General features: G+C 38.5%; 19 protein-coding genes and 2 rRNA genes. 10 read left to right on the top strand and 11 right to left on the bottom strand.

Annotation, left to right across the window (positions count from 1 at the left end):
- The coding region (locus H4J63_RS20120) for a hypothetical protein (RefSeq protein ID WP_409072681.1) at window positions 1–181 on the top strand (181 nt) is incomplete at its 5' end.
- Here H4J63_RS20120 and H4J63_RS16695 read toward each other — a convergent pair.
- Window positions 178–606 (bottom strand): organic hydroperoxide resistance protein, encoded by a 429-nt coding sequence (locus tag H4J63_RS16695; protein ID WP_149593264.1) that lies wholly within the window; start codon window positions 604–606, stop codon window positions 178–180. The two genes, H4J63_RS20120 and H4J63_RS16695, sit on opposite strands and share 4 nt — an antisense overlap.
- 123 nt (window positions 607–729) lie before the next feature.
- On the opposite strand from H4J63_RS16695, the gene H4J63_RS16690 reads away from it, so the two are divergent.
- The 3 genes from H4J63_RS16690 (at window position 730) to astB (ending at window position 4,300) form a co-directional block, all read left to right on the top strand.
- Window positions 730–1,164, top strand: coding sequence for a MarR family winged helix-turn-helix transcriptional regulator (locus H4J63_RS16690; RefSeq protein WP_182197618.1), 435 nt, complete (start codon window positions 730–732; stop codon window positions 1,162–1,164).
- Window positions 1,165–1,209: 45 nt separating this feature from the next.
- Window positions 1,210–2,316 (top strand): L-dopachrome tautomerase-related protein, encoded by a 1,107-nt coding sequence (locus H4J63_RS16685; RefSeq protein ID WP_182197617.1) that lies wholly within the window; start codon window positions 1,210–1,212, stop codon window positions 2,314–2,316.
- Window positions 2,317–2,953: 637 nt separating this feature from the next.
- Entirely contained in the window at window positions 2,954–4,300 is a 1,347-nt protein-coding gene (gene astB, locus H4J63_RS16680) for an N-succinylarginine dihydrolase (protein WP_039486553.1), read from the top strand.
- Between the two features lie 81 nt (window positions 4,301–4,381).
- On the opposite strand, the gene H4J63_RS16675 is transcribed toward astB, so the two are convergent.
- Entirely contained in the window at window positions 4,382–5,236 is an 855-nt protein-coding gene (locus H4J63_RS16675; protein ID WP_182197615.1) for a mechanosensitive ion channel family protein, read from the bottom strand.
- A gap of 274 nt (window positions 5,237–5,510) precedes the next feature.
- Here H4J63_RS16675 and H4J63_RS16670 point away from each other — a divergent pair, with 274 nt between their 5' ends.
- On the top strand, window positions 5,511–6,191 hold the full coding sequence (locus H4J63_RS16670; RefSeq protein WP_024597442.1) for an SDR family oxidoreductase: 681 nt from the start codon (window positions 5,511–5,513) through the stop codon (window positions 6,189–6,191).
- A gap of 48 nt (window positions 6,192–6,239) precedes the next feature.
- Entirely contained in the window at window positions 6,240–6,920 is a 681-nt protein-coding gene (locus H4J63_RS16665; protein WP_182197613.1) for an SDR family oxidoreductase, read from the top strand.
- A 123-nt stretch (window positions 6,921–7,043) separates the two neighbouring features.
- On the opposite strand, the gene H4J63_RS16660 is transcribed toward H4J63_RS16665, so the two are convergent.
- Window positions 7,044–7,733, bottom strand: a complete 690-nt coding sequence (locus H4J63_RS16660) for a hypothetical protein (protein WP_182197611.1) — start codon at window positions 7,731–7,733, stop codon at window positions 7,044–7,046.
- Between the two features lie 407 nt (window positions 7,734–8,140).
- On the opposite strand from H4J63_RS16660, the gene H4J63_RS16655 reads away from it, so the two are divergent.
- Window positions 8,141–9,454: a M20/M25/M40 family metallo-hydrolase gene (locus H4J63_RS16655; RefSeq protein ID WP_182197610.1), complete on the top strand. Its 1,314-nt coding sequence runs from the start codon at window positions 8,141–8,143 to the stop codon at window positions 9,452–9,454.
- Between the two features lie 64 nt (window positions 9,455–9,518).
- On the opposite strand, the gene H4J63_RS16650 is transcribed toward H4J63_RS16655, so the two are convergent.
- The 5 genes from H4J63_RS16650 to H4J63_RS16630 form a co-directional block, all read right to left on the bottom strand.
- Entirely contained in the window at window positions 9,519–10,316 is a 798-nt protein-coding gene (locus H4J63_RS16650; protein ID WP_182197608.1) for a response regulator, read from the bottom strand.
- Between the two features lie 121 nt (window positions 10,317–10,437).
- Window positions 10,438–11,154 carry a Sir2 family NAD-dependent protein deacetylase gene (locus H4J63_RS16645; RefSeq protein WP_121955448.1) on the bottom strand — a complete coding sequence of 239 codons (717 nt, stop codon included), beginning with the start codon at window positions 11,152–11,154 and terminating at the stop codon, window positions 10,438–10,440.
- Window positions 11,151–12,167 carry a kelch repeat-containing protein gene (locus tag H4J63_RS16640; protein WP_182197606.1) on the bottom strand — a complete coding sequence of 339 codons (1,017 nt, stop codon included), beginning with the start codon at window positions 12,165–12,167 and terminating at the stop codon, window positions 11,151–11,153. The genes H4J63_RS16645 and H4J63_RS16640 overlap by 4 nt, the downstream gene beginning before the upstream one ends.
- Window positions 12,168–12,241: 74 nt before the next feature.
- Window positions 12,242–12,460, bottom strand: coding sequence for an epimerase (locus H4J63_RS16635; protein WP_024605256.1), 219 nt, complete (start codon window positions 12,458–12,460; stop codon window positions 12,242–12,244).
- A gap of 149 nt (window positions 12,461–12,609) precedes the next feature.
- Window positions 12,610–13,485, bottom strand: a complete 876-nt coding sequence (locus H4J63_RS16630) for a sensor domain-containing diguanylate cyclase (RefSeq protein ID WP_182197604.1) — start codon at window positions 13,483–13,485, stop codon at window positions 12,610–12,612.
- Between the two features lie 480 nt (window positions 13,486–13,965).
- Here H4J63_RS16630 and H4J63_RS16625 point away from each other — a divergent pair, with 480 nt between their 5' ends.
- Genes H4J63_RS16625 through H4J63_RS16615 form a run of 3 tightly spaced genes read left to right on the top strand, consistent with a single transcriptional unit; the run spans window position 13,966 to window position 18,592 of the window.
- Complete coding sequence (locus H4J63_RS16625) at window positions 13,966–16,026, top strand: TonB-dependent receptor domain-containing protein (protein ID WP_182197603.1); 2,061 nt, start codon at window positions 13,966–13,968, stop codon at window positions 16,024–16,026.
- 9 nt (window positions 16,027–16,035) lie between these two features.
- A complete protein-coding gene (locus H4J63_RS16620) occupies window positions 16,036–16,563 on the top strand; it encodes a YfiR family protein (RefSeq protein ID WP_182197601.1) in 528 nt (175 codons plus the stop codon).
- A 4-nt stretch (window positions 16,564–16,567) separates the two neighbouring features.
- Window positions 16,568–18,592, top strand: coding sequence for a bifunctional diguanylate cyclase/phosphodiesterase (locus tag H4J63_RS16615; protein ID WP_182197599.1), 2,025 nt, complete (start codon window positions 16,568–16,570; stop codon window positions 18,590–18,592).
- A 253-nt stretch (window positions 18,593–18,845) separates the two neighbouring features.
- Here H4J63_RS16615 and H4J63_RS16610 read toward each other — a convergent pair whose 3' ends face one another.
- The 3 genes from H4J63_RS16610 to H4J63_RS16600 form a co-directional block, all read right to left on the bottom strand.
- Window positions 18,846–19,481, bottom strand: a complete 636-nt coding sequence (locus tag H4J63_RS16610) for an isoprenylcysteine carboxylmethyltransferase family protein (protein ID WP_024592034.1) — start codon at window positions 19,479–19,481, stop codon at window positions 18,846–18,848.
- Between the two features lie 721 nt (window positions 19,482–20,202).
- Window positions 20,203–20,317: ribosomal RNA gene (gene rrf / locus H4J63_RS16605) — 5S ribosomal RNA — on the bottom strand.
- Between the two features lie 197 nt (window positions 20,318–20,514).
- Window positions 20,515–20,612 (bottom strand): 23S ribosomal RNA (locus H4J63_RS16600); the annotation flags it as partial.

The raw sequence follows: 20,612 nt of genomic DNA, 5'->3' as shown, positions 1-20,612 counted from the left end.
CTTCCTTCAGACCCCACCGTTGGCCAGTGACGCCCTTGCCATTCAGATTATCTTCCCCTTAGTCAGGGTAATAAGGCATCTTTCAGCCTATCGGGTTTGCCAGCTTCGCTGGGCAAACAAAAAAGCCCAGTGGCAAAACCACTGGGCTATTACAGTATTAGTTAACTTAGCAATTAATTAAATAACTGAAAGCTCTACTTCAATATTGCCACGTGTTGCGTTTGAATATGGACATACTTGGTGCGCTTTATCTACAAGCTCCTGCGCTGCAGCTTTATCCATATCACCTAGTGATACAGCAAGTTTTACTGCAATACCAAAACCGCCTTCAATCGCGCCAATAGATACTTGTGAGTCAATATGTGTGTCGCTTGGTAAATCTATTTTTTCGCTACCTGCTACAAATTTTAGTGCGCCAATAAAACACGCGGCATAACCTGCGGCAAATAATTGCTCAGGGTTAGTACCTTGTCCGTCGTCTCCGCCTAAACCTTTAGGTGTTGATAGCTTTACATCCAAACGACCATCATCAGATTTAGCTACGCCTTCGCGGCCGCCAGTTGCAGTTGCTTTTGCTGTATAAGCTACGTTTTGTAATACATTCATAATGAACTCCAAAGTTTAGTAATTAATTTAGTTTGTATGCAAAATAATAGAACAAGTAATTAGAGATTGCAAATACTTTGCATGCAAATTAAAATGCCCTGTATCGAAATAAAGGATAATGTTATGCCGTTTGAGCAATTAAAGTTAAAAAATCAGTTATGTCATCGGTTATATATGGCATCTAACAGCATTGCGCGTGCGTATCGCGAGCCTTTAAACGAGCTAAATTTAACTTACCCGCAATACGTAGTAATGATGGCGCTGTGGGAGCAAGACGAAATAACAATTGCAGAGCTAATAGATAAAACCGCGATAGATGGCGGTGCAATGACCCAAATACTCAAAAAAATGAGCGACAAATCATTACTGGCTGTTATTAAAGATGAGCAGGACAAACGCAAACGCCTAGTTCAGCTAACCAAGCATGGCCAATCACTTAAGTTAAAAGCAGCCGATATTCCTAAAAATATTTTATGTAAATTTGATAGTGTAGATGCAACACAAGCGAAACAGTTGATGCAGCTGCTCGATTTAGTAGTAAACGACTTAGCCGATTAGGCTCTTAATTTTTAAACAATAAACGTGTTTTAAAAGGTTTTAAAAATGACTCATATTAAAAAACTACTATTAGCAGCGGCGTGTAGCACGGCACTTTTAGGTAGCAACGCTGTATCTGCTAACACCGCTGGCCAAAATGCTGATTTAAAAACAGTAGCCACATTTGATGCGCAGCACCCTCCGGGCAACATTGCTATTACCCCATCGGGCAGAAAGTTTTTATCTGTGCATGGCTTTTTTGGCCAAAAGCAAAAAATTATGGAGCTTTTAAGCGATGGTACAACTAAGCCCTATCCTAATGAAGAGTGGGCATACGCGTACAATAACGGTAAAGGTTTTTACGACGTACTTGGCATAAACGTATCAAGCGATGGTGTATTATGGATGCTCGACACTTCAGGGCCCGATCACGCTGGGCGCTTAGTAGGTTGGGATACAAACAAAGAGCAACTGCATAAAATTATTTATCTGGCTAAACCAACCATTACCGACACCTCGTTTTTAAACGATTTAGTCATCGATAATAAACATGGCGTTGTATACATTGCCGACACAGCCCAAGGCAGCCAAGCCGCTATTATTACGGTAAACCTTAAAACAGGTGTCGCACGCAGAGTGTTACAAAATAGCCATTACACCACCGCCGAAAATATCGATATGGTTATTGATGGGCGCATAATGAGCCTTGGCGGACAACCAGCCCGCTTAGGTGTTAACCCTATTACGCTTGACCCTAACGAAGACTGGCTCTACTTTGGCTCAATGTCGGGCACGTCGGTTTACCGCATTGCCACCAGCGATATAAATAACGAGAGCCTTTCGGCTAAAGCACTTGAAGACAAAGTTACGCGTTACGGCACTAAGCCAATTTCCGATGGTATTATTGTTGATGGCGGCGGTAACGTATATGTAACCGACATAACCAATGGCGCAATTGGCGTAGTTAAACCCACTGGCGACTACGAAGTATTATTTAAAGACGAACGTTTGAGCTGGCCTGATGGCTTTAGCTACGGAGCCGATCATAAAATATACTTTACCGTTGACGATTTACATAATTCGCCTGTACTTAATAATGGCAAAAATCAAAGCCACGGTAAGTTTAAAGTAATGTCGTTCGAGCCTTTAGTAAAAGGAAAAGTAGGCCGCTAATTTGCTTTTTGAGTGACTGTATTTTTTAAAAAGCCTTGCACATTTAAGTGACCCAATAGTTGCAGGGCTTTTTGTTAAAAACACACCACACTGGTGCATATTTTAAAAATACTTCACCGCTTTGGTGCTAATCCTTTAATACGTATTTACACTTAAATACTAAATACCTGATTTCTATTCATAAAATATTCAAGTTAATGTTGGCATACTTCTTCCAATAAACTGATGTGTTCAGTGAAAATACCAAGGAAAAACCATGTTCAACTTATACCATACCCTTTACCTTTTATGGCGTTTAGACATTAGCGTTTGGCAAGTTAATGATCCAACAAATACCCATACCACCGCTGATAAAGAGCGCGTTTATGTTAAGTAACATCGTATTGTGTAAAGGCTTGGCATAAAGCTTAAATGTAAAAACCTACTTTAGGCTAAGCTTTTGCACACTATGAAGTTTATGTGTACATTTTAATTAAACTTCAAATTAATCGTTCAATATAAAAACAACCCCCTTGTAATAAACTCCACATTTAAAAACATCGAAAAAATTAGTAAAAACACTGCGTTTATAACTTTGCAAGCAGCCCTAATGCGTTGTATTGTTGCATCCTATTGAAAATTTTTAGTTGGAACGTGTATGCACGCTTTGGAAGTTAATTTTGATGGCTTAGTTGGCCCTACTCACAACTACGCTGGTTTATCGTATGGTAATGTTGCCTCGTTAAATAACGCAGCAAGCTTTTCAAATCCTCAAGAGGCAGTGCTTCAAGGCCTTGAAAAAATGAAAGCCATGCACGACAAAGGCCTAACTCAAGGTGTATTTGCCCCTCATGCGCGCCCCGACTTAAACGTACTGCGCCGCTTAGGCTTTACCGGTAACGATGCACAAGTAATTCACAAAGCATTTAAAGCAGATCCTATTTTATTACGCGCGTGTTATTCAGCGTCAGCAATGTGGACAGCCAATGCCGCTACGGTATCGCCATCTCCTGATACAACCGACGGCAAAGTACATTTTACTTCAGCTAATTTAAATAATAAGTTTCATCGTTCATTAGAGCCTGCAACAACTACGCGCTTATTAAAGGCTATGTTTAATAACGACAAATACTTTGCGCACCATACCCATTTACCCGACCAAGGCTTTTTTGGCGACGAAGGTGCAGCAAACCATACTCGTTTTTGTGACAGCCACGGCGAGCAAGGCCTTGAAATGTTTGTATTTGGTGCCAGCGCGTTTAACAGCCAATTACCAAAACCCGCTAAGTTTCCTGCAAGGCAAACACTTGAAGCCTCAGAAGCAATTTGTCGCTTACATAACTTAAAAGATTCAAGCCAAATTTTACTACAGCAAAACCCAGACGTAATAGATCAAGGCGTGTTTCATAACGATGTAATTGCAGTAGGTAACGCCAACGTATTACTGTGCCACCAGCAAGCATTTTTAAACCAAGCTTTGGCACTGCAAGATATTCGCGAAGCGTATGTGGGCAATAAAGAATTTTACATTATTGAAGTACCTACCGATAAAGTAAGCATTACCGACGCTGTAAGTAGTTACTTATTTAATAGCCAACTTGTGAGCCTTGAAGATGGTTCAATGCTGTTAGTTGCACCACAAGAATGTAAACGCAACGTCGCGGTTAACGCCTACATTGAAGAAATGATCATGGCTGATAACCCAGTAAACCAAGTACAGTTTTTTGATTTACGCCAAAGTATGCAAAATGGCGGCGGCCCAGCTTGCTTGCGTTTACGTGTAGCCCTTAACGAGCAAGAACTTGCTGCAGTAAACCCAGAGGTTATTTTAACCGATACTAAATACACACAACTGTGTGACTGGGCAAAACGTAACTACCGCGACAAATTAGGCGCAAGTGACTTTGCAGACTCAGCCCTACTCACCGAAAGCTACCAAGCGCTTGATGAGCTAACGCAGCTACTAAATTTAGGCTCAGTGTACGACTTTCAATTAGAAGGTTAATACCTCAGCCTACACAAAGGCTTATACGAAAATAGCGAGCCAAGGCTCGCTATTTTTATTTGTGTTTATGCTAATACATATTTAAGCATCTTTGTTAACAGTTATTGCCGACGCCATAGACTCAGATATATGCAGCGTACGCTGCGGAAACGGAATACTCAGCCCAGCACCTTCAATTGCTTCTTTAACACGTTTATTTAAATCCCACACAGTTTGCCAATAATCACCATTAACAGCCCACGCACGTAATTGAATGTTCACTGCGCTTTCGCCTATTGATGTCACCATTACTTTAGGTGCAGGCTCTGCGAGTAATCGGCTCTCTGATGCGGCTAATTCTTTAAGTACATCTAAGCCAACATCAATAGAGTCGGCATACGAAATACCCACCACTATGTCCATTCGTCTTTTGCCATTACGGGTAAAGTTTTTAATATTACCACCCCACACTTTGCCGTTAGGCGATGCTATATAAAGACCGTCGGTGGTTTTAAAAATAGTGGTAAATAGGTTTATTTCACTCACAGTACCTAGTGTGCCACTGGCATCAACAAAATCGCCTATTTTAAAAGGTCTGAGTATTAGCAGCATAATACCCGCAGCAATATTGCTCAGCGTATTTTTAAGGGCTAAACCAATCGCTAAACCAGCAGCACCCATTAGCGCAATTAAGCTTGCCGTATTAACGCCAAAAATATCTAAAATAAATAGCCCGCCAATTATATAAACTAAATAACCAGCAATACTCGATAAAAGCGGGAGTAGCGTACTATCTACTCTTTTTAATGGCGATTTAGAGTTTTTAATCGCTTTTTTAACCGAGCGTGCAATTAAGGCACTCGCAACTAAAATCACCAACGCTAAAATCACTTTGTACCCCAAAGTGATGATTGTTTCTGAATGGCTTTGCCAAAACGCTAAAAGCTTATCTTTCATGTTTGTTCCGATAAATATTGCTGACACTCAGCAAAATAATGGTTAAATCTAATAAAACCGACTTCAAAAGAAGTGGCGCGAGTATATAGAATAAAAAATTTAAACCTATCTTTTTTAATCACTTATTTCAACTTTAAAAATACCGTTAAAACTATGGTTTTTGATACGTAGAGCCCACCTATTTACGGCTAATTTATAGCGCCTATTCAATATAGGTTAATCGTTTATTGGTATGGTTATTTTAAGCTTTCAAGGTTCACAGAAGAGGTTATCTATGGGAAAAGAGAAAATAGTACTCATAACCGGCGCTTCAAGTGGTATTGGCGAAGCAACCGCAAAAATGCTGGTTAACAATGGTCATAAAGTAATACTTACCGCTAGACGCGAAGATAAATTAACTGAATTAGTAGAGTCATTGGGCTCAGATAACGCCATTAGCGTAGCCGCAGATGCAACCGACTTTACCGCGCTTGAAAACGTAGTTGCTAAAGGCATTGAAAAATTTGGTCGTTTAGATGTTGCCTTTGCTAATGCAGGTAAAGGGCTAGACACTTTAGGGGTTGAAGAAGGCGACCCCAATGAGTGGTCAACCATGATCGACATAAACATTAAAGCCCTACTGTGGACTGCAAAACTAACAATGCCGCATTTACGCCAAAGCAAAGGACACTTTATTATTACTAGCTCAGCAACTGGTCGCAGAGCTGTTAAAGGCTCTATATACGGTGCAAGCAAATGGTTTACTTATGGTTTTTCTCAAAACCTAGCACAAGAAATTAGTGAATGGGATGGGCGTTGTACAACCATCACCCCTGGCGCTGTAAATACCCCTTTTACTGATGAAGCAAGACCTGACAAGTTATACCCGCAAGATGTTGCCGATGCTGTGCTATTTGCCATTGAGGCAAATCAGCGTAATAACATCAGAGAAATACATTTAAGACCCACTCATTAGTAAAACTATTCTCATAATTTTGAATATGTAAACATAGGAGAAATAATCATGGCGAAAGAAAAAATAGTCCTCATTACAGGTGCTTCAAGCGGTATTGGCGAAGCAACCGCAAAAACGCTGGTTAACAATGGCCACAAAGTCATTTTAACCGCCAGAAGCGAAGACAAATTAACTAAATTAGTTGAATCATTAGACTCAAATAACGCACTTAGCGTAGCTGCAGATGCCACAGACTTTACCGCACTTGAAAACGTAGTAACAAAAGGCATTGAAAAGTTTGGCCGTTTGGATGTAGCCTTTGCTAACGCAGGCATGGGCGTTTCAACCGCGGGCACCGAAAAAGGTGAGCCGGATGAGTGGTCAACCATGATTGATATAAACATTAAAGCCCTACTGTGGACTGCAAAATTAACCCTGCCGCATTTACGCCAAAACAAAGGTCACTTTATATTAACCAGCTCTGCCGCTGGCCGTAAGCCAATTGGCGGCTCTATTTACGGTGCCACTAAATGGTTTGCTTATGGCTTTGGACAAAACTTAGCTGAGGAAATGAGCGAATGGAATGGCCGCTGCACAACCATAGCACCAGGCATGGTAAACACCCCATTTTTTGATGAAGCTAAACCCGACAAACTCGACCCACAAGATGTAGCCGACGCCGTACTGTTTGCTATTGAAGCAAACCAGCGCAACAGCGTACGCGAGATTTATTTAATGCCAACTAATTAAATGTAGCTTGGTAGATTTTGGGCTGTCAGGTTTAATGCTAATGCGTTAAACCTGATGGTTGTTAATTTTAAATACCGGCTAGATAGAATAAAGGGAAAATATTCGACGTTGAAAAGCCTCTTGTTATGTACCAATTGACCTAAGATTAACTTCCTTATAATCAGATAATTCTTTTTCTATCTCTTCCTTTTTTATCTTAAGCTTTTTAGCTTCAACCTTTTTATACCACATGAAATATAATGTTTTTACAGGTTGAATATCATCATCGTCGATATTGCAGAGAGGAATTACTTTAAATGCCGTTTCGGCGAGTTCAATAAAAGCTTTAGCGTTAGTATGAAAAGCAATTTTTTCATCAGCAATTCCACTTAGAAAGTATAATGAATGAGCCTCCATCCCGTTCATAAACCTTGTAATAGTTTCATCAACAGCTTGTAGTTTATTCGCATCCTCTTCATCAACATTTTTACAATCAAGGGTAAACCCATCTTCTGTGTTTGTAAAAATGACGTCATCAAAATACGATATCTGTTCTTGTTTACAAAATTTATCAAGAGCCATTGATTCTTTAATTACAGTTTCTGAAAAATTACGACATTCAAGAACAGCAGCCTCTACGGCTGCTCTTTTTGATTGGGTTTTAAATATATTTTTACTCGTTTCCAATTGATTTTTGGCCAACGTAATTTGATCTTTAGCTAACTTTAATTGCCACAAGCCAAATCCAGCTAGGGGCATAATGATAACCCCACTAATAAAATAAAATATTTCTAACCAATCTCTAACATTTGTAAAAAGTGTTGGTGCTTCCATAAAATTAAATTTACTCCATAGTTTGATTCGGCACATAAAAGTTTATGTCTACGATATTTGCCGTTTTGCAAATAAACAAATGCCGCTCTTTTATACTAATTTTATCCTAACCATATAATATATATCTGTAAACAGATAGTTAGCTTCGACTTTCCTTTCCTAAATGCAGCAAAACCCCAAAATGGTGGAGATCAACAATGTCAGACAAATCGGTGTTTAGTTATACTTGTTGATTATTAATTAACAAATCATATTTGAATATCAGTATTTAAATCAATTACGCATCCCCCTATAACCCTTAACCTTGTAACTCATTATTATTTATACAAATCACAAACCACGCCTATTGAATACTCTGTATTTTTACTTCATATTAAATATTCTTATTTCTCACTTATTATGCTGTTATGTCATTTTTTAAATTTAGCCATGCACTTATTTTTACCCTTGCGAGTACCCTGTCGCTTACAAGCCATGCGGCGCTTGATAAAAATGAGCGTGAAATAGTAAAACAGGTCGATAAAAACATTCCTCAAGCACTTAAAGAAATAGAGCAAGCCGTAAATATTAATAGCGGTTCGCTTAATATTGAAGGTGTAAAAAAAGTAGGCGCGCTAACAAGTGAGCAGCTTAAAGCCATAGGTTTTAAAGTAGAATGGCTGGATGGCAGTGCGTTTAACCGCGCAGGGCATGTATTAGCTACCTTTGAGAGTAAAAACCCCGATGCAATAAAAATACTGATGATCGGCCATCTAGATACGGTATTTGCCAAAAACGATAACTTTACTACCTACAAACAGCTTGATGCCGATACGGCCAGTGGCCCAGGTGTAGCCGATATGAAAGGCGGTAACACGGTAATAATTACTGCACTTAAAAGCTTACAAGCCCTTAATTTACTCGAAAATGTAAGCATAAAAGTGTTACTAACCGGCGATGAAGAAAGCAGCGGTCGCCCGCTTAGCTTATCTAAACAAGCTATTGTTGATGCGGCAATTTGGGCTGACGTAGCGCTTGGTTATGAAAATGGCGATAACAATATAAAAACAGCTATGGCGGCGCGCCGTGGTTATACCGGTTGGACGCTAAACGTAACGGCAAATGCAGCGCATTCGTCGCAAATATTTAGCGAAAACGTTGGTTATGGCGCTATTTACGAGGCATCACGTATTTTAAATGATTTTAGAGAGCAACTTGCCACGCAACCTAATTTAACGTTTAACCCGGGGCTTATTGTGGGCGGTACCAATGCCGATTACGACAGTGCTAATTCGTCAGCAACGGCGTTTGGTAAAAGCAACGTAATAGCACAAACCGTGCATGTAGCAGGTGATTTACGCGCACTTTCACCAAAACAATTAGAAAACGCAAAAAGATCAATGCAACTTATTGCTAGCAACAGTCTAAATGGCAGTAAAGCAGAGCTTATTTTTGAAGATGGTTATCCGCCAATGGCATTAACTGACGGCAATAAAAAGCTATTAGAATTATACAGCGACGCAAGCCACGACTTAGGCTTCAACAAAGTAGTAGCCGCCAATCCACGCAATGCAGGTGCGGCTGATATTTCGTTTGCGGCAAACCATGTTGATATGGCACTTGATGGTTTAGGCTTGATGGGCAGCGGTGCGCACACTAAAAACGAAACAGCCGATTTAACCAGCCTTGATAAAAACATTAAAAAAACGGCATTACTCATTTATAGATTAGGAAAACTGTAATAGTAAATGTATTTTAAAGATGAGCGTAGGCCAAATAATAACCGTCCTACGCTTGTACTTACTTTTAAGACATTATTTTATACAGTAATTCTCGCACTGTGGCCGGTTCAAACGGTTTATCACAAATAGCATCAACTCCCGCTTGAGCAATATTAGCTAGGTGAGTGTCGTTTGCCTCTGAGCTCACCATTAAAATAGGAATATGTGAGTAGCTATTTGAGCTTCTAACGGCTTCTGTTAGTTCTCGCCCGTCCATTTCTGGCATGTTGTAGTCGGTTACTATTAAGTCAAACGGTTGGTTATTCAAGTGCTCAATAGCTTCTTTACCGTTTTCAGCTTCTATTGGTGCAGGTATTCCCATCCCTGCAAGTACACGTATTATGTGTTTACGCGCAAAGCGGCTGTCGTCTACCACTAAAACTCGCAGCAGCGTTACGTCAAAATGATCAAGTTCTACTTCTTCTTCGCTTATAATATCAAGGGTTGCTTTGAGTGCGCGGGTAATGGCTTTTGCGCTAAAAGGCTTTGGCAAAATAGCCAGCACACCCGATTGGCGTAATTGCTCAAGGTATTTTTTATTACGCTCGCTCGATATAAGCATAAAAGGTTGATGCTCGGTGATAAGGTTTGATCTTATTTCTTGCAATAGTGAGTCGGCTGTCCCGTCAGATAAATACATAGAGCTTATAACTAGATCAGGGTGATAACTTGCTAATAAGCTAAGCGCTTGTGTTTGTGTAGATGCAGTTTCAACTTGTTTTACACCACTTTCTAAAAGCGATTTTATTATTATTTTTTGCTGAACCTCTGAAGGCTCTACAAGTAAAATGGACAAGTTTGCTATTGCAGTTAAGTCGCTCATTCAGATCTCTTTAGTATTGTTATAATCAGGATAATAATAACATTTTTGACTCGTTAATATTATATAAAGAGATTGTAATATTTAAGAAAACATTACCAACCCCTTTAAAATATAGCACTTCTTAATTAGATTGAATGTAATCTAATGCATTCATTTTTTTATATGTGACGTTAGCGTGCAAAATATGTGCAGGCTCAGGGTCAACCACTTCAACAGGAATATCGTAATTTCGGGCTATTTCAATTGCCATTTGCGTAATATTAACGCTAAACGAGGTGCCCATAAATACAATTTTATCTGCGTTGAGCATACGCTGTTGTGCTTGTGTTATTCTGTAAAGCTCGGTGTAGTATTCGTCAAATAATAAAACAAAGGGCTTAAATGAATGGTTTAGCACAGGCGTTTGGTTTTGAATATTAAATAGCTCAAAAAGAGACTCTTGCAGGCGGCTTTCTTCTACACTATCCCACGGGGTGGCAAGTGGCGTGACAGGCTCACCTTGCTCATGAAATAAGGTCATTTGATCAAGCCTGCCGTGTATCGCTATGTAATTTTTGTTACCCGCTTTGCCATCAAGCCCATCTATGTTTTGAGTAATTAGGTTTTTGTCACTTAGCCAATGGTGTACGTCGTTTGGGCCATGGTTGCGATACGTTGCAAAGCGATGGTAATACCATGCTAAAAACTCTTTTGGGGCGTTTTGGTACATTGCGCGCGTTGCCATTTCCATAGGCGTATAATTTTTACTGCCAATGGTCCAATAACCATCCTCCCCTCTAAAGGTGGGAATACCACTGGCTGCGCTGACTCCCGCTCCTGTAATGTAAAGAGTGTTCACTTTTCAACCTCGTAACCGAGTACGTTAGCGCTTACTTGCTGACTGTTATCAATACCGCCAACTCGATATAAAACACCGCTGTGCTCAAGTAAACCACGATGATCCATACTCTTTACTTCAACTGAGGATAAAACCTGCCATTCGTTTTTTTCGATACTAAAGCGCCAAACATGATCACTTGCTGGTGCAGGTTTGCCGTCGTAACCTATTGCGCTGTAGTTGTATGGGTTATTAGAGCCTGCCATCATATAAATATTGCCATTATAGCTGGTGGCTGCCATTCGGTAGTGAGCAGTGCCCGTTGGATGTGGCAAGGTACGCCAATCTATTTTTTGTGGGTTAGTTAAATCTATTGTGCCTTTTAAGCACTGTGCTACACCTACAAACGAGCGACGCGAATCAGGATTAGCTTGTGTTTTAACGCCATCACAAATAACAATGGTGTTAGCACTAATAGCAGCGGCTTGGCCAAATACAGGCTCACCTAAAAATGGCGAGGCTTGTTGCCATGTATTATTTTGCGTGTCGTATACTTGCACTAAGTTTACGTTGCCGTCGTTATGCCAACCGCTAATTAGATAAATGTAACGCGCTTTGTAGTTCAGCGCGACGCTATCGTCTACGGGTACTGGCGTGCTAGCAAGGTGAGTGTAGGTATCTTTTATTACGTCGTACCTATATACGTCGGGGCTTGAAACTTCAGTATGATCCTCTGCTACCGTATAACCGCCAAACACATAAGCGTACTCGCCTAAGCCGACTGCGGTGCTTGCTAAGCGCCCTTTTAATGGCAAGCTTGAAGGCACACCAGTTTTAGATTGCCACTGTGAATCGCCAACTTTAAGCGCCCACACTTTGTTATGCACTGACGAGTATTGTTTATCGCGCCCCAGCCCCATAAAGCTTAAAAAGTAGGGCTGATTTTTAACAATAACTTTAGCCACAGCATTATTTGCAACTGGCTCTGGTAAAGCGGGAAGGCTTGCTAACGCAAGAGAAAAAAGAAGGCTCATTAGGCAAATAATTTAATAAGAATTAATACGCTCAGATTAAATTATTTTAGCCTTGTGAGCCAGTATTGTTATATCTAAATAATCAAACGCTTTTGATTAGTAACCATATAGTAGGCAATACTAATATGGTTACTAACGTGCGCCGCATTTTGCGCTTCATCAACCATTGCGGTTGTATAATCAGTGACAGATACCTTGCTTTCGCCTGCATCATTAGTAAAAAATGTATTACTGCCTATACGGTAATTGCCTTCATTATCAACCAGGCATAGCTTGTGCAGTTCATTTATCAAGGAACTACCTACAAACTGCTGTAAGAGCATTTATAGATTTTTAACGCAGCACTGGAAAACCGCTATTAAAAATGTGGCGCTAAGTAATGTATTGTAGTAAAGGGCGTTGTGAAGGTAAGTTGTCTAAGGTGGTAGTTCAGCATAATTTTTTAAGGTAAATAGGTTACGTTATCTAAGCCTTGTTGTTTATTTTTGTACATAGCTTGATCAGCATATTTTATAAGTTCGTGATCTGTTTGGCCGTGCTCTGGGTAGTTTGCAATACCAATACTAGGTGAAATATTTAGTAGTACGTCATCTAACTTAAAGACAGCTTTAAACTCAGTGAGGACTTTATTTTTTATTCTGACGGTTTCGTGGCTAGAACTTAAATTATCTAAAATAATTAAAAATTCGTCTCCACCTAAACGCCCTACTGTGTCGTAATGCCTAACCGACGCTGAAAGCCTTTTTGCTATAGCACATAAAAGCTTATCGCCAGTTTCGTGTCCGTGGGTGTCGTTTACTGCTTTAAAGCCATTTATGTCTATAAACAGTAAAGAAAAAAATGTGTTGTTTGTAGTTGCACTAATAATTACTTTTTCTAATCGCTCCATCAATAAAGAGCGATTAGGCAAACCAGTTAACACATCGTGCCGAGCCATGTAATGGAGCTGCTCTTCCATTACTTTTCGCTCAGTTATATCGTGCGCTACTGCAATTCTTACTTGATGTTGCTCTGACCAACGAACAGACCATAATATATGGACTAATTGACCATCTTTTCTCATCCAGCGGTTTTCAAAGCGAGGGTTTACCGTTTCGCCAGACAATAGCGAAGTTACGGCGTTATGCGTTTTGTAATGATCACCTTCGTAAACATAGTTAATCATCTTTTTGCCTACAACTTCGTCGGCCGTATAACCAAAAATTTGCTCAAATGCTGCGCTTACAAAAACAAATGTGCCTTGTTTATCTACCACACAAACGGCATCAAGCATTAAATCGAGTACTTCTTCTACATTAATTAATTCATTTTTTATCATACTTTGGTGCCTTTAAAGCAAAACCAAGCAAATTTAAGTATTCTATATAGCTTTAACAAAAGCAAAGATAATTAAACCACAATCGCAGATAACACAGGGCTAGGTATAAATTGTGCCCATATAATTAATATTGCTTTGAGAAGCATGACACGAAAAAGTTAAGATTAAATATTTAATAACCATAAATACTTTGAAGTTATTCTGAAATAGACTAAATTTTAAGTCGTATATAAACATATAACTATCAGCTATTTACATTTTACTGACTCTTTAATAAATATACTTATAAAGTTCATTTAACTATATTTTTACAGTTCAATTGGGCGATATTAGACCTTTTAACTACTACAAAATTAGTTACCTTGATTTAATCTCATTTATGCTTTTACACTGTTAATGTATGTTAATATTGTGTGATATCACATGTATTACAAAAACAAAGACTGTTTTTGATTTTTTGATTGCGCAGGAGACTTTTGGGTGAAAATATCACAACGTTTGTTTTGGCCATTACTTTTTGTTTGCCCTCTCTTAACGGCCGAGCCGTTTGAAGATGAAGACCTCGACCTTGATGCTTTAATGAGCATGGATGTACAAGCAACTTCTGCGATGAAAAGAGCACAATCAGCATTTGATACCGCTTCATCTATTTATGTATTAAGTAAAGAACAAATTACTAACTCTGGTGCTACATCAGTACCTGAAGCACTGAAAATGGTGCCTGGTTTAATTGTTCGTCAGCTCGATAACAATCAATGGGCTATTTCATCAAGAGGTATCGCCTCTCGATTTTCTAGCAAACTATTGGTTATGATTGACGGACAAAGCTTATATACCCCAAAATTTGCTGCAGTTTATTGGGAAACACTCAACGTTCCTTTGTATGACATTGAACGCATTGAAGTAATACGCGGACAAGGCGGATTACTTTGGGGTAGTAACGCAAATAATGGCGTGATTAATATCATTACTAAAAACAGTATTGATACTCGCGGTGGATACGCAAACGTAACAACTGGTAATCAAATAAATGTTGATGCAAATCTTCGTTACGGTGGTGATATAAGTAACATAGGCAGCTACCGTGTGTATGGTCATGTAAAAGATGCGAATGAATCAAAAAAAGGGATCTTACTCGCACCTAACGATACAACTAAACAAAATTCTTTAGGTTTTCGGGCTGACTTTACCCCTAATGATGAGTGGTCTGCGCTACTACAGGGGGACGTTACTCACTCAACACTTGGTCAAAACTACCGAGGTGTTATAGATAAAACCAACGAAAACATTTCATTCTCAGATGATTTAAAGCGAACAGACTCACGCATAATGGCACGCCTTGAAAACAGAGTGTCGCCCGATGCCAATCAAATGCTACAAATTTCTTGGCTGAAACAAAATGGTTCCCAAGATTATATTAAAGAAGATTTTGAATCGATAGATATTGATTATCAAATGAACTTCATATACCAATCTCTACAGCTAGATTGGGGATTAAACTACCGGTATAACTCTATCTCTTTCGCAGAAAGTGTATTTTTAGATAGCGATAAAAACTTTGATAACCTCAAACAGTTTGGTGCACTTGTTCAAGCTCAATACAATGTGACGCCTGATACACTCGATTTTATTATTGGTACTAAGCTTGATCATAACGATTTAACTGGCTGGGAAAATCAACCGTCAGCAAGGCTTATATACAAACCAGTAGATAACCACCTTACTTGGGGTGCTATATCGAGAAGTGTACGTACACCAACATTGATTGAATTTAACGACAACTTTAAAGTTAATGGTACAGAAATTAAAGATCTTACCGGTTTAAGCTCTGGCTTTGGACAAATAGACGACTACCGAATTGCAACCTACCTAAATGGTAACGACAAAGTTAAATCAGAAAACTATCTATCTTATGAATTAGGCTACCGTTTTACTGCTAACGATTGGTCATTGGATCTTTCTACTTATTATACCGATGCTAATAACGTAGCGGTTATTGATATGAATACGCATGCTGAACAATTCACTCCTATACTTGAATTATTTCTAGCAGGGAGAATCCCAGAAGTATTTCAAGCACTAACAATGACTCGCATAGATTTAGACTTTGCATCTGTAGCAGACACGAGCACTAAAGGGTTCGACCTAGTTGTATCGTGGCAACCTGTTGATAATCTCAATACTGAGTTTGGTTATAGTTACACCGATTATAACTACGATTTACCTCCTCGAGTAGAGCCAGCAATCGGCTATGACTCTAAAAACAAGCAGTTATTTGCAAAAGCCGATTATTCTTTTTTAAACAACCATAATGTGTTTGCGACATTGCGCGCAATTAACTCAAATGCATATAACACTGATAATTACACAACGTTAGATGTTAGTTGGAATTGGCAAGCAACACCTGTGTGGTCTACTGCAATTTCGGGTAAAAACCTCTTTGCAGGTTCACATATTGAGTACAATAATACGCGCGAAACCTATACATTACCAAACTATATTGATGAATGTATTACATTTACAATTTCAGCAAATTTCTAAGTTAATTAGATGATTAAATTAAGAAGTTTAATTCACAGTAGCTTAATAACGTTGACACTTTTTAGTTCCAGCATTGGCGCTGTTGAAAAAGAATACATGCTAAAAGCAGGCTTCTTATATAACTTTGCACGTTTTGGACACTGGGATTATCATTTAGAATCTCTTAATGAATTTATTATTTGTAGCCCTGATAAATACTTTATTGATGCGGCTAACAACGCTTTAAAAAGTCGCACTATAAAAAACTTACCTCTATACAATAAATTAATCACTCTTGATGAAGTAACAACCTCGGCGTGTAACATGCTATTTATTACCTCTGATACATTTATCGAATGGCAAAACATAACACCTTTAGAACTGAAAAACGTTATGCTCATTGGTGAAACAGACACATTTATTGAAAATGGCGGTCATATCAGGTTTTTTCTTTCCAGTGGTAAAATTCGCTTTGAAATTGCTCCGAAGCAGCTTAAAGATGCAGGTATTACTATGAGCTCAAAAGTGCTACGCCTTGCCCGCGTTGTAGATAGGTAGTGCAATGAAAAAACTATTTGCATTAAATACGATGAGCAAAAAATTACTATTTATCTTAATGAGTGTTGCACTTGTATCAACCGCGACAGTAACCATTGTATTTAGTGCTTATGAAATAATCACTAGCGCTAAAGAGGAACAAATAGAAAGCTTGGGCTCTCTGTCAAAAATGCTTTCACCGAATATAACTACAGCACTTATGTTTGATGATATAGATGCAGTGCAAGAGCTTATAAACCCAATACTTATACGCTCAGATGTTATTAGTATAATGGTAACAAGTATGACTGGTGAGCAACTTGTTATTGCGCAATCCGAAGATGAAAATATGGAGCAAAGTATTGAAGTAAGTACACCCCTTCAGCTCGATATGCATGATTACGGTATATTAAAAATACGCGCTAACAACAGCTACATTCAAGACAGAATTACTTTTTACTTTAAGTTTATAATGATTTTGATGATATTCACCTTTGCCATCAGCCTAATTTTATCTCTTTTATTAAGGCGTCGCTTTTTAAACCCTATTTTATATTTAGCTCAAACAGCAAGTAAAATAACTACATCACACGATTATAGCTTACGCGCTAAACAGCTATCACAAGATGAAGTAGGACAATTGACCTCTTGTTTTAATGCGATGTTATACAACATTGAGCAAAGAGAAAATTCATTAGAAAACCAAGTTAGACTGCGTACTAATGAACTTGAAAATGCGAATATTCAGTTGCAACAATATGCCTACCAAGATGGATTGACCGACTTACCAAACAGGCGTTATTTTTACGAAAAACTACAAAGCTTAGTAAGTATTAAGGAAATGAAATTCGCACTTATATTCATAGATTTGGATGGATTTAAAGAAGTAAACGACAGCCTAGGGCACGACTACGGTGATTTACTCTTACACCAAGTAGCAACAAGACTGCAAAGTTGTATAACGACTAAAGATACAGTCGCACGTTTGGGTGGTGACGAATTTACATTAATTTTAGAGGGTGTAAATAGCCCGGATGAAGCATCAAAAATTGCCGAAGCAGTAAAAAGTAGTTTAATGCAGAGCATTAAAGTAAAAAAAGAGACAGTCTATGTTACTGCAAGCATAGGTTTAACATTTTTCCCTGCTGATGGTTTAACAGTAGAAGAGCTCGTTAGACGCGCTGACCAAGCAATGTATTTATCTAAAAATAAAGGGCGGAATCGCTATGAGTTTTTCTCCTATGCTATCGAAGAAAAAGCCACAGAAAAGCGTCGCCTGATAGAAGAGATACGCACTGCAATTGTAAAAAACCAATTTGAATTATATTACCAACCTATATTTTCAATTGATGGGAAATCAGTACCAAAAGCTGAAGCCCTTATTCGTTGGAACCACCCTGAAGGAGGCCTAATAGGCCCCAATGAATTTATACCTGTTGCTGAAAAAAATGGATTAATAAACGACATAGGCCAATGGGTAAAATCTCAAGCAATTCAAGATACCGTCCAATTCAATGTTTTAAGTGAAAAGACAATTCAAGTCAGTGTAAATACATCACCTCTTGAAATTGACCGCACTGGTTGCTGGGTGGATGAATGGATTGTTGCAAGTAAAAAGTACCAACTACCCGCCAACACTATTTTAATTGAAGTCACTGAAAATACCTTAATGGATCCAGATTCGTCAATACAGCGACAATTAAAACGCTTAAGCACTATTAATATAGACATAGCGATTGACGACTTTGGTGTTGGTTATTCTTCTTTGGCGTATCTACAGCGCTTAGATATAGATATTTTAAAAATAGATCGTTCATTTATAAGCGATATTGAATCAAACGATAATAGTATTGCTCTCGTGAAGGCTATTATCACTATGGCTCATAACCTAGATGTAATGGTGGTAGCGGAAGGTGTTGAAACACAAAAACAGTATGACCTATTAAAGCTGCTTGCATGCGATTATATTCAAGGCTACATTTTTTCAAAGGCAATTACTAAACAAGAGTTTATGAAAAAGTATATAATACCAATCCGCAATAATACTTAATCATTTTGCGGGGCTAAATGTGTCGCTACCTGTGTTAAAAAATTCTCATTTAGAACAACTAAATAGCAAATTTTTTGCCTAGCTATCAACACGTTTTTCCATCCTCAAAATAGATCACTTAATTAAGCGAATTGGTATAAAACAAAAAGAAGTGATCTGATTTATGTCCATCTTGCTGGATTTTAGCAATTCAACACAGAACACGTCTTTACTCTTGCGTTAAAATTTCATGTATTTAAAGCTTAATCCCAAGCTATAACCAGCGAGGGACTAGTTGCTTGTACTCTTTATATTGTATTGAAAAGCGATGAGCTAAATGAGCTTCTTCAACTAACGTCTGTCTATATATAGCTATAAAACCAATAACCAAACAGGTCAAACTAAATATACTAGGTAAGGCTAAAAAGAAACCCACCTGTGCAGCTACAACACCTAAATACATCGGATTCCTAGAGTATTCATATAGTCCTGATGTTTTAAGCTCATGTGGTCCCTTAGGATCAATTCCTGAACGCCAAAGTGCCGCCATATGAAAATGTACAAACATCGTCAAAATAAAACCTGCACTCAATAAAATATCGCCAAATAATACACCTGGCCAGCCATTGAGAATTGGGAATAACCCAAGGTAGCTATCTAACTCAGGTACAAACACTCTAATTACACATATAAACCAAATAGCAGCCCTGAAAAACTTAAAAACCATATGGTTCCACCAACTAGTACAAAACTTATCTCCGGGATAAATAACGCCTGATGGTGTGTCTCTATTTTTATAAATAATTCTAAATGTATAAAACCCCGCAACAAAAGTATAAAAAATAGCTAAGTAAATACGTGTAAATTCAACTAGCGAAGTAGAGTCATCTAAAAATGTTTCATAGGGCATCTAGTTACAGCTCACAATCATTATTGGTAGTAATTTTAAAACAACTAACTCAATAAATTTTAGTTATAAGGTCATGAAATTATATTAGTATTCATTGCCTTCATAAACAAGTTAAGTCAGAGGTTTGTTAACGAGTAATCATTAACTAACACCATTAATTTAAAATAACTTCGACTTATTAGGATCTCATACTTTTTATATAATACCAATCTGCTTATATATTTGAATTGATATTATTCACTCATATTTTTACATTCTATATATGCAAAAAACGACTATTTCGGTTAGGACTTTCTTTAATTCGAAGCTTTGTACAGTGCAATAGTAAACTCAGCGTTAGGAAGTCACAGTGAAAAACTACACTCGCATCGGCGATGCCACTTTAACTCGTTAAATTAAGTAGATTATTCACTGAGAGACGCTTCGCTCTAGAGGAATACCTGAATCACTTTTCTAAAAATGTAAAAAGCCCAGCTCGTTAGGTTCGGGAGCTCTACAACTTAATGCTTGTGTGATGTCATGATACCTTCAGCGGTGGAGAGTCATAGTGAAAATGCTGCGCACTCATCGTAGAGCGTATGTTTTTATAATTTTAACAGCAGGAGTCGCTTTGCTCGCCCGCCCTGCGTGTTGATGTGAGTGTGTATTAATTGCGCGCATTTCACTTTTCTGCAAACGTAAAAAAGCCCGACTATTGCTAGTCGGGCTTTCTTTAATTAGATCCTGGCAATGTCCTACTTTCACATAGCAAATGCTACACTATCATCGGCGCTGTTTCGTTTCACTACTGAGTTCGGCATGGGGTCAGGTGGGTCCAAAACGCTATTGTTACCAAGCAAATAGGGTGCAAAGGAGTAATGACAAAGCACGTAGTGCTTACATTTCCTTTGCGCAAGGTGCCTCAACTTTAACGCTACGCGCTAAGAGTCACCTTATAAATTTGGAATTCTGATAATAAAGTTTTCAGTAAATCTACTTTAGTCTATTAACTTCTTGCGCTATAAACTATCACATAAAACGCGTTTGGCGTTGTATGGTTAAGCCTCACGGGTAATTAGTACAAGTTAGCTTAATGGCTCACACCACTTCCACATCTTGCCTATCAACGTTGTAGTCTTCAACGGCCCTTCA

Source organism: Pseudoalteromonas sp. 5Ae-yellow, assembly GCF_014077565.1.
Taxonomy (GTDB): Bacteria; Pseudomonadota; Gammaproteobacteria; order Enterobacterales; family Alteromonadaceae; genus Pseudoalteromonas.
Note: the sequence above shows the minus strand (reverse complement) of the source record. Positions and strands in the feature narration are given on the sequence as shown.

What these genes read in the sequence shown, in the direction of transcription:
- H4J63_RS16695 (WP_149593264.1), bottom strand. Translation starts at nt 606, where the DNA reads ATGAATGTATTACAAAACGTAGCTTATACAGCAAAAGCAACTGCAACT.
- H4J63_RS16690 (WP_182197618.1), top strand. Translation starts at nt 730, where the DNA reads ATGCCGTTTGAGCAATTAAAGTTAAAAAATCAGTTATGTCATCGGTTA.
- H4J63_RS16685 (WP_182197617.1), top strand. Translation starts at nt 1,210, where the DNA reads ATGACTCATATTAAAAAACTACTATTAGCAGCGGCGTGTAGCACGGCA.
- astB (WP_039486553.1), top strand. Translation starts at nt 2,954, where the DNA reads ATGCACGCTTTGGAAGTTAATTTTGATGGCTTAGTTGGCCCTACTCAC.
- H4J63_RS16675 (WP_182197615.1), bottom strand. Translation starts at nt 5,236, where the DNA reads ATGAAAGATAAGCTTTTAGCGTTTTGGCAAAGCCATTCAGAAACAATC.
- H4J63_RS16670 (WP_024597442.1), top strand. Translation starts at nt 5,511, where the DNA reads ATGGGAAAAGAGAAAATAGTACTCATAACCGGCGCTTCAAGTGGTATT.
- H4J63_RS16665 (WP_182197613.1), top strand. Translation starts at nt 6,240, where the DNA reads ATGGCGAAAGAAAAAATAGTCCTCATTACAGGTGCTTCAAGCGGTATT.
- H4J63_RS16660 (WP_182197611.1), bottom strand. Translation starts at nt 7,733, where the DNA reads ATGGAAGCACCAACACTTTTTACAAATGTTAGAGATTGGTTAGAAATA.
- H4J63_RS16655 (WP_182197610.1), top strand. Translation starts at nt 8,141, where the DNA reads ATGTCATTTTTTAAATTTAGCCATGCACTTATTTTTACCCTTGCGAGT.
- H4J63_RS16650 (WP_182197608.1), bottom strand. Translation starts at nt 10,316, where the DNA reads ATGAGCGACTTAACTGCAATAGCAAACTTGTCCATTTTACTTGTAGAG.
- H4J63_RS16640 (WP_182197606.1), bottom strand. Translation starts at nt 12,167, where the DNA reads ATGAGCCTTCTTTTTTCTCTTGCGTTAGCAAGCCTTCCCGCTTTACCA.
- H4J63_RS16630 (WP_182197604.1), bottom strand. Translation starts at nt 13,485, where the DNA reads ATGATAAAAAATGAATTAATTAATGTAGAAGAAGTACTCGATTTAATG.
- H4J63_RS16620 (WP_182197601.1), top strand. Translation starts at nt 16,036, where the DNA reads ATGATTAAATTAAGAAGTTTAATTCACAGTAGCTTAATAACGTTGACA.
- H4J63_RS16615 (WP_182197599.1), top strand. Translation starts at nt 16,568, where the DNA reads ATGAAAAAACTATTTGCATTAAATACGATGAGCAAAAAATTACTATTT.
- H4J63_RS16610 (WP_024592034.1), bottom strand. Translation starts at nt 19,481, where the DNA reads ATGCCCTATGAAACATTTTTAGATGACTCTACTTCGCTAGTTGAATTT.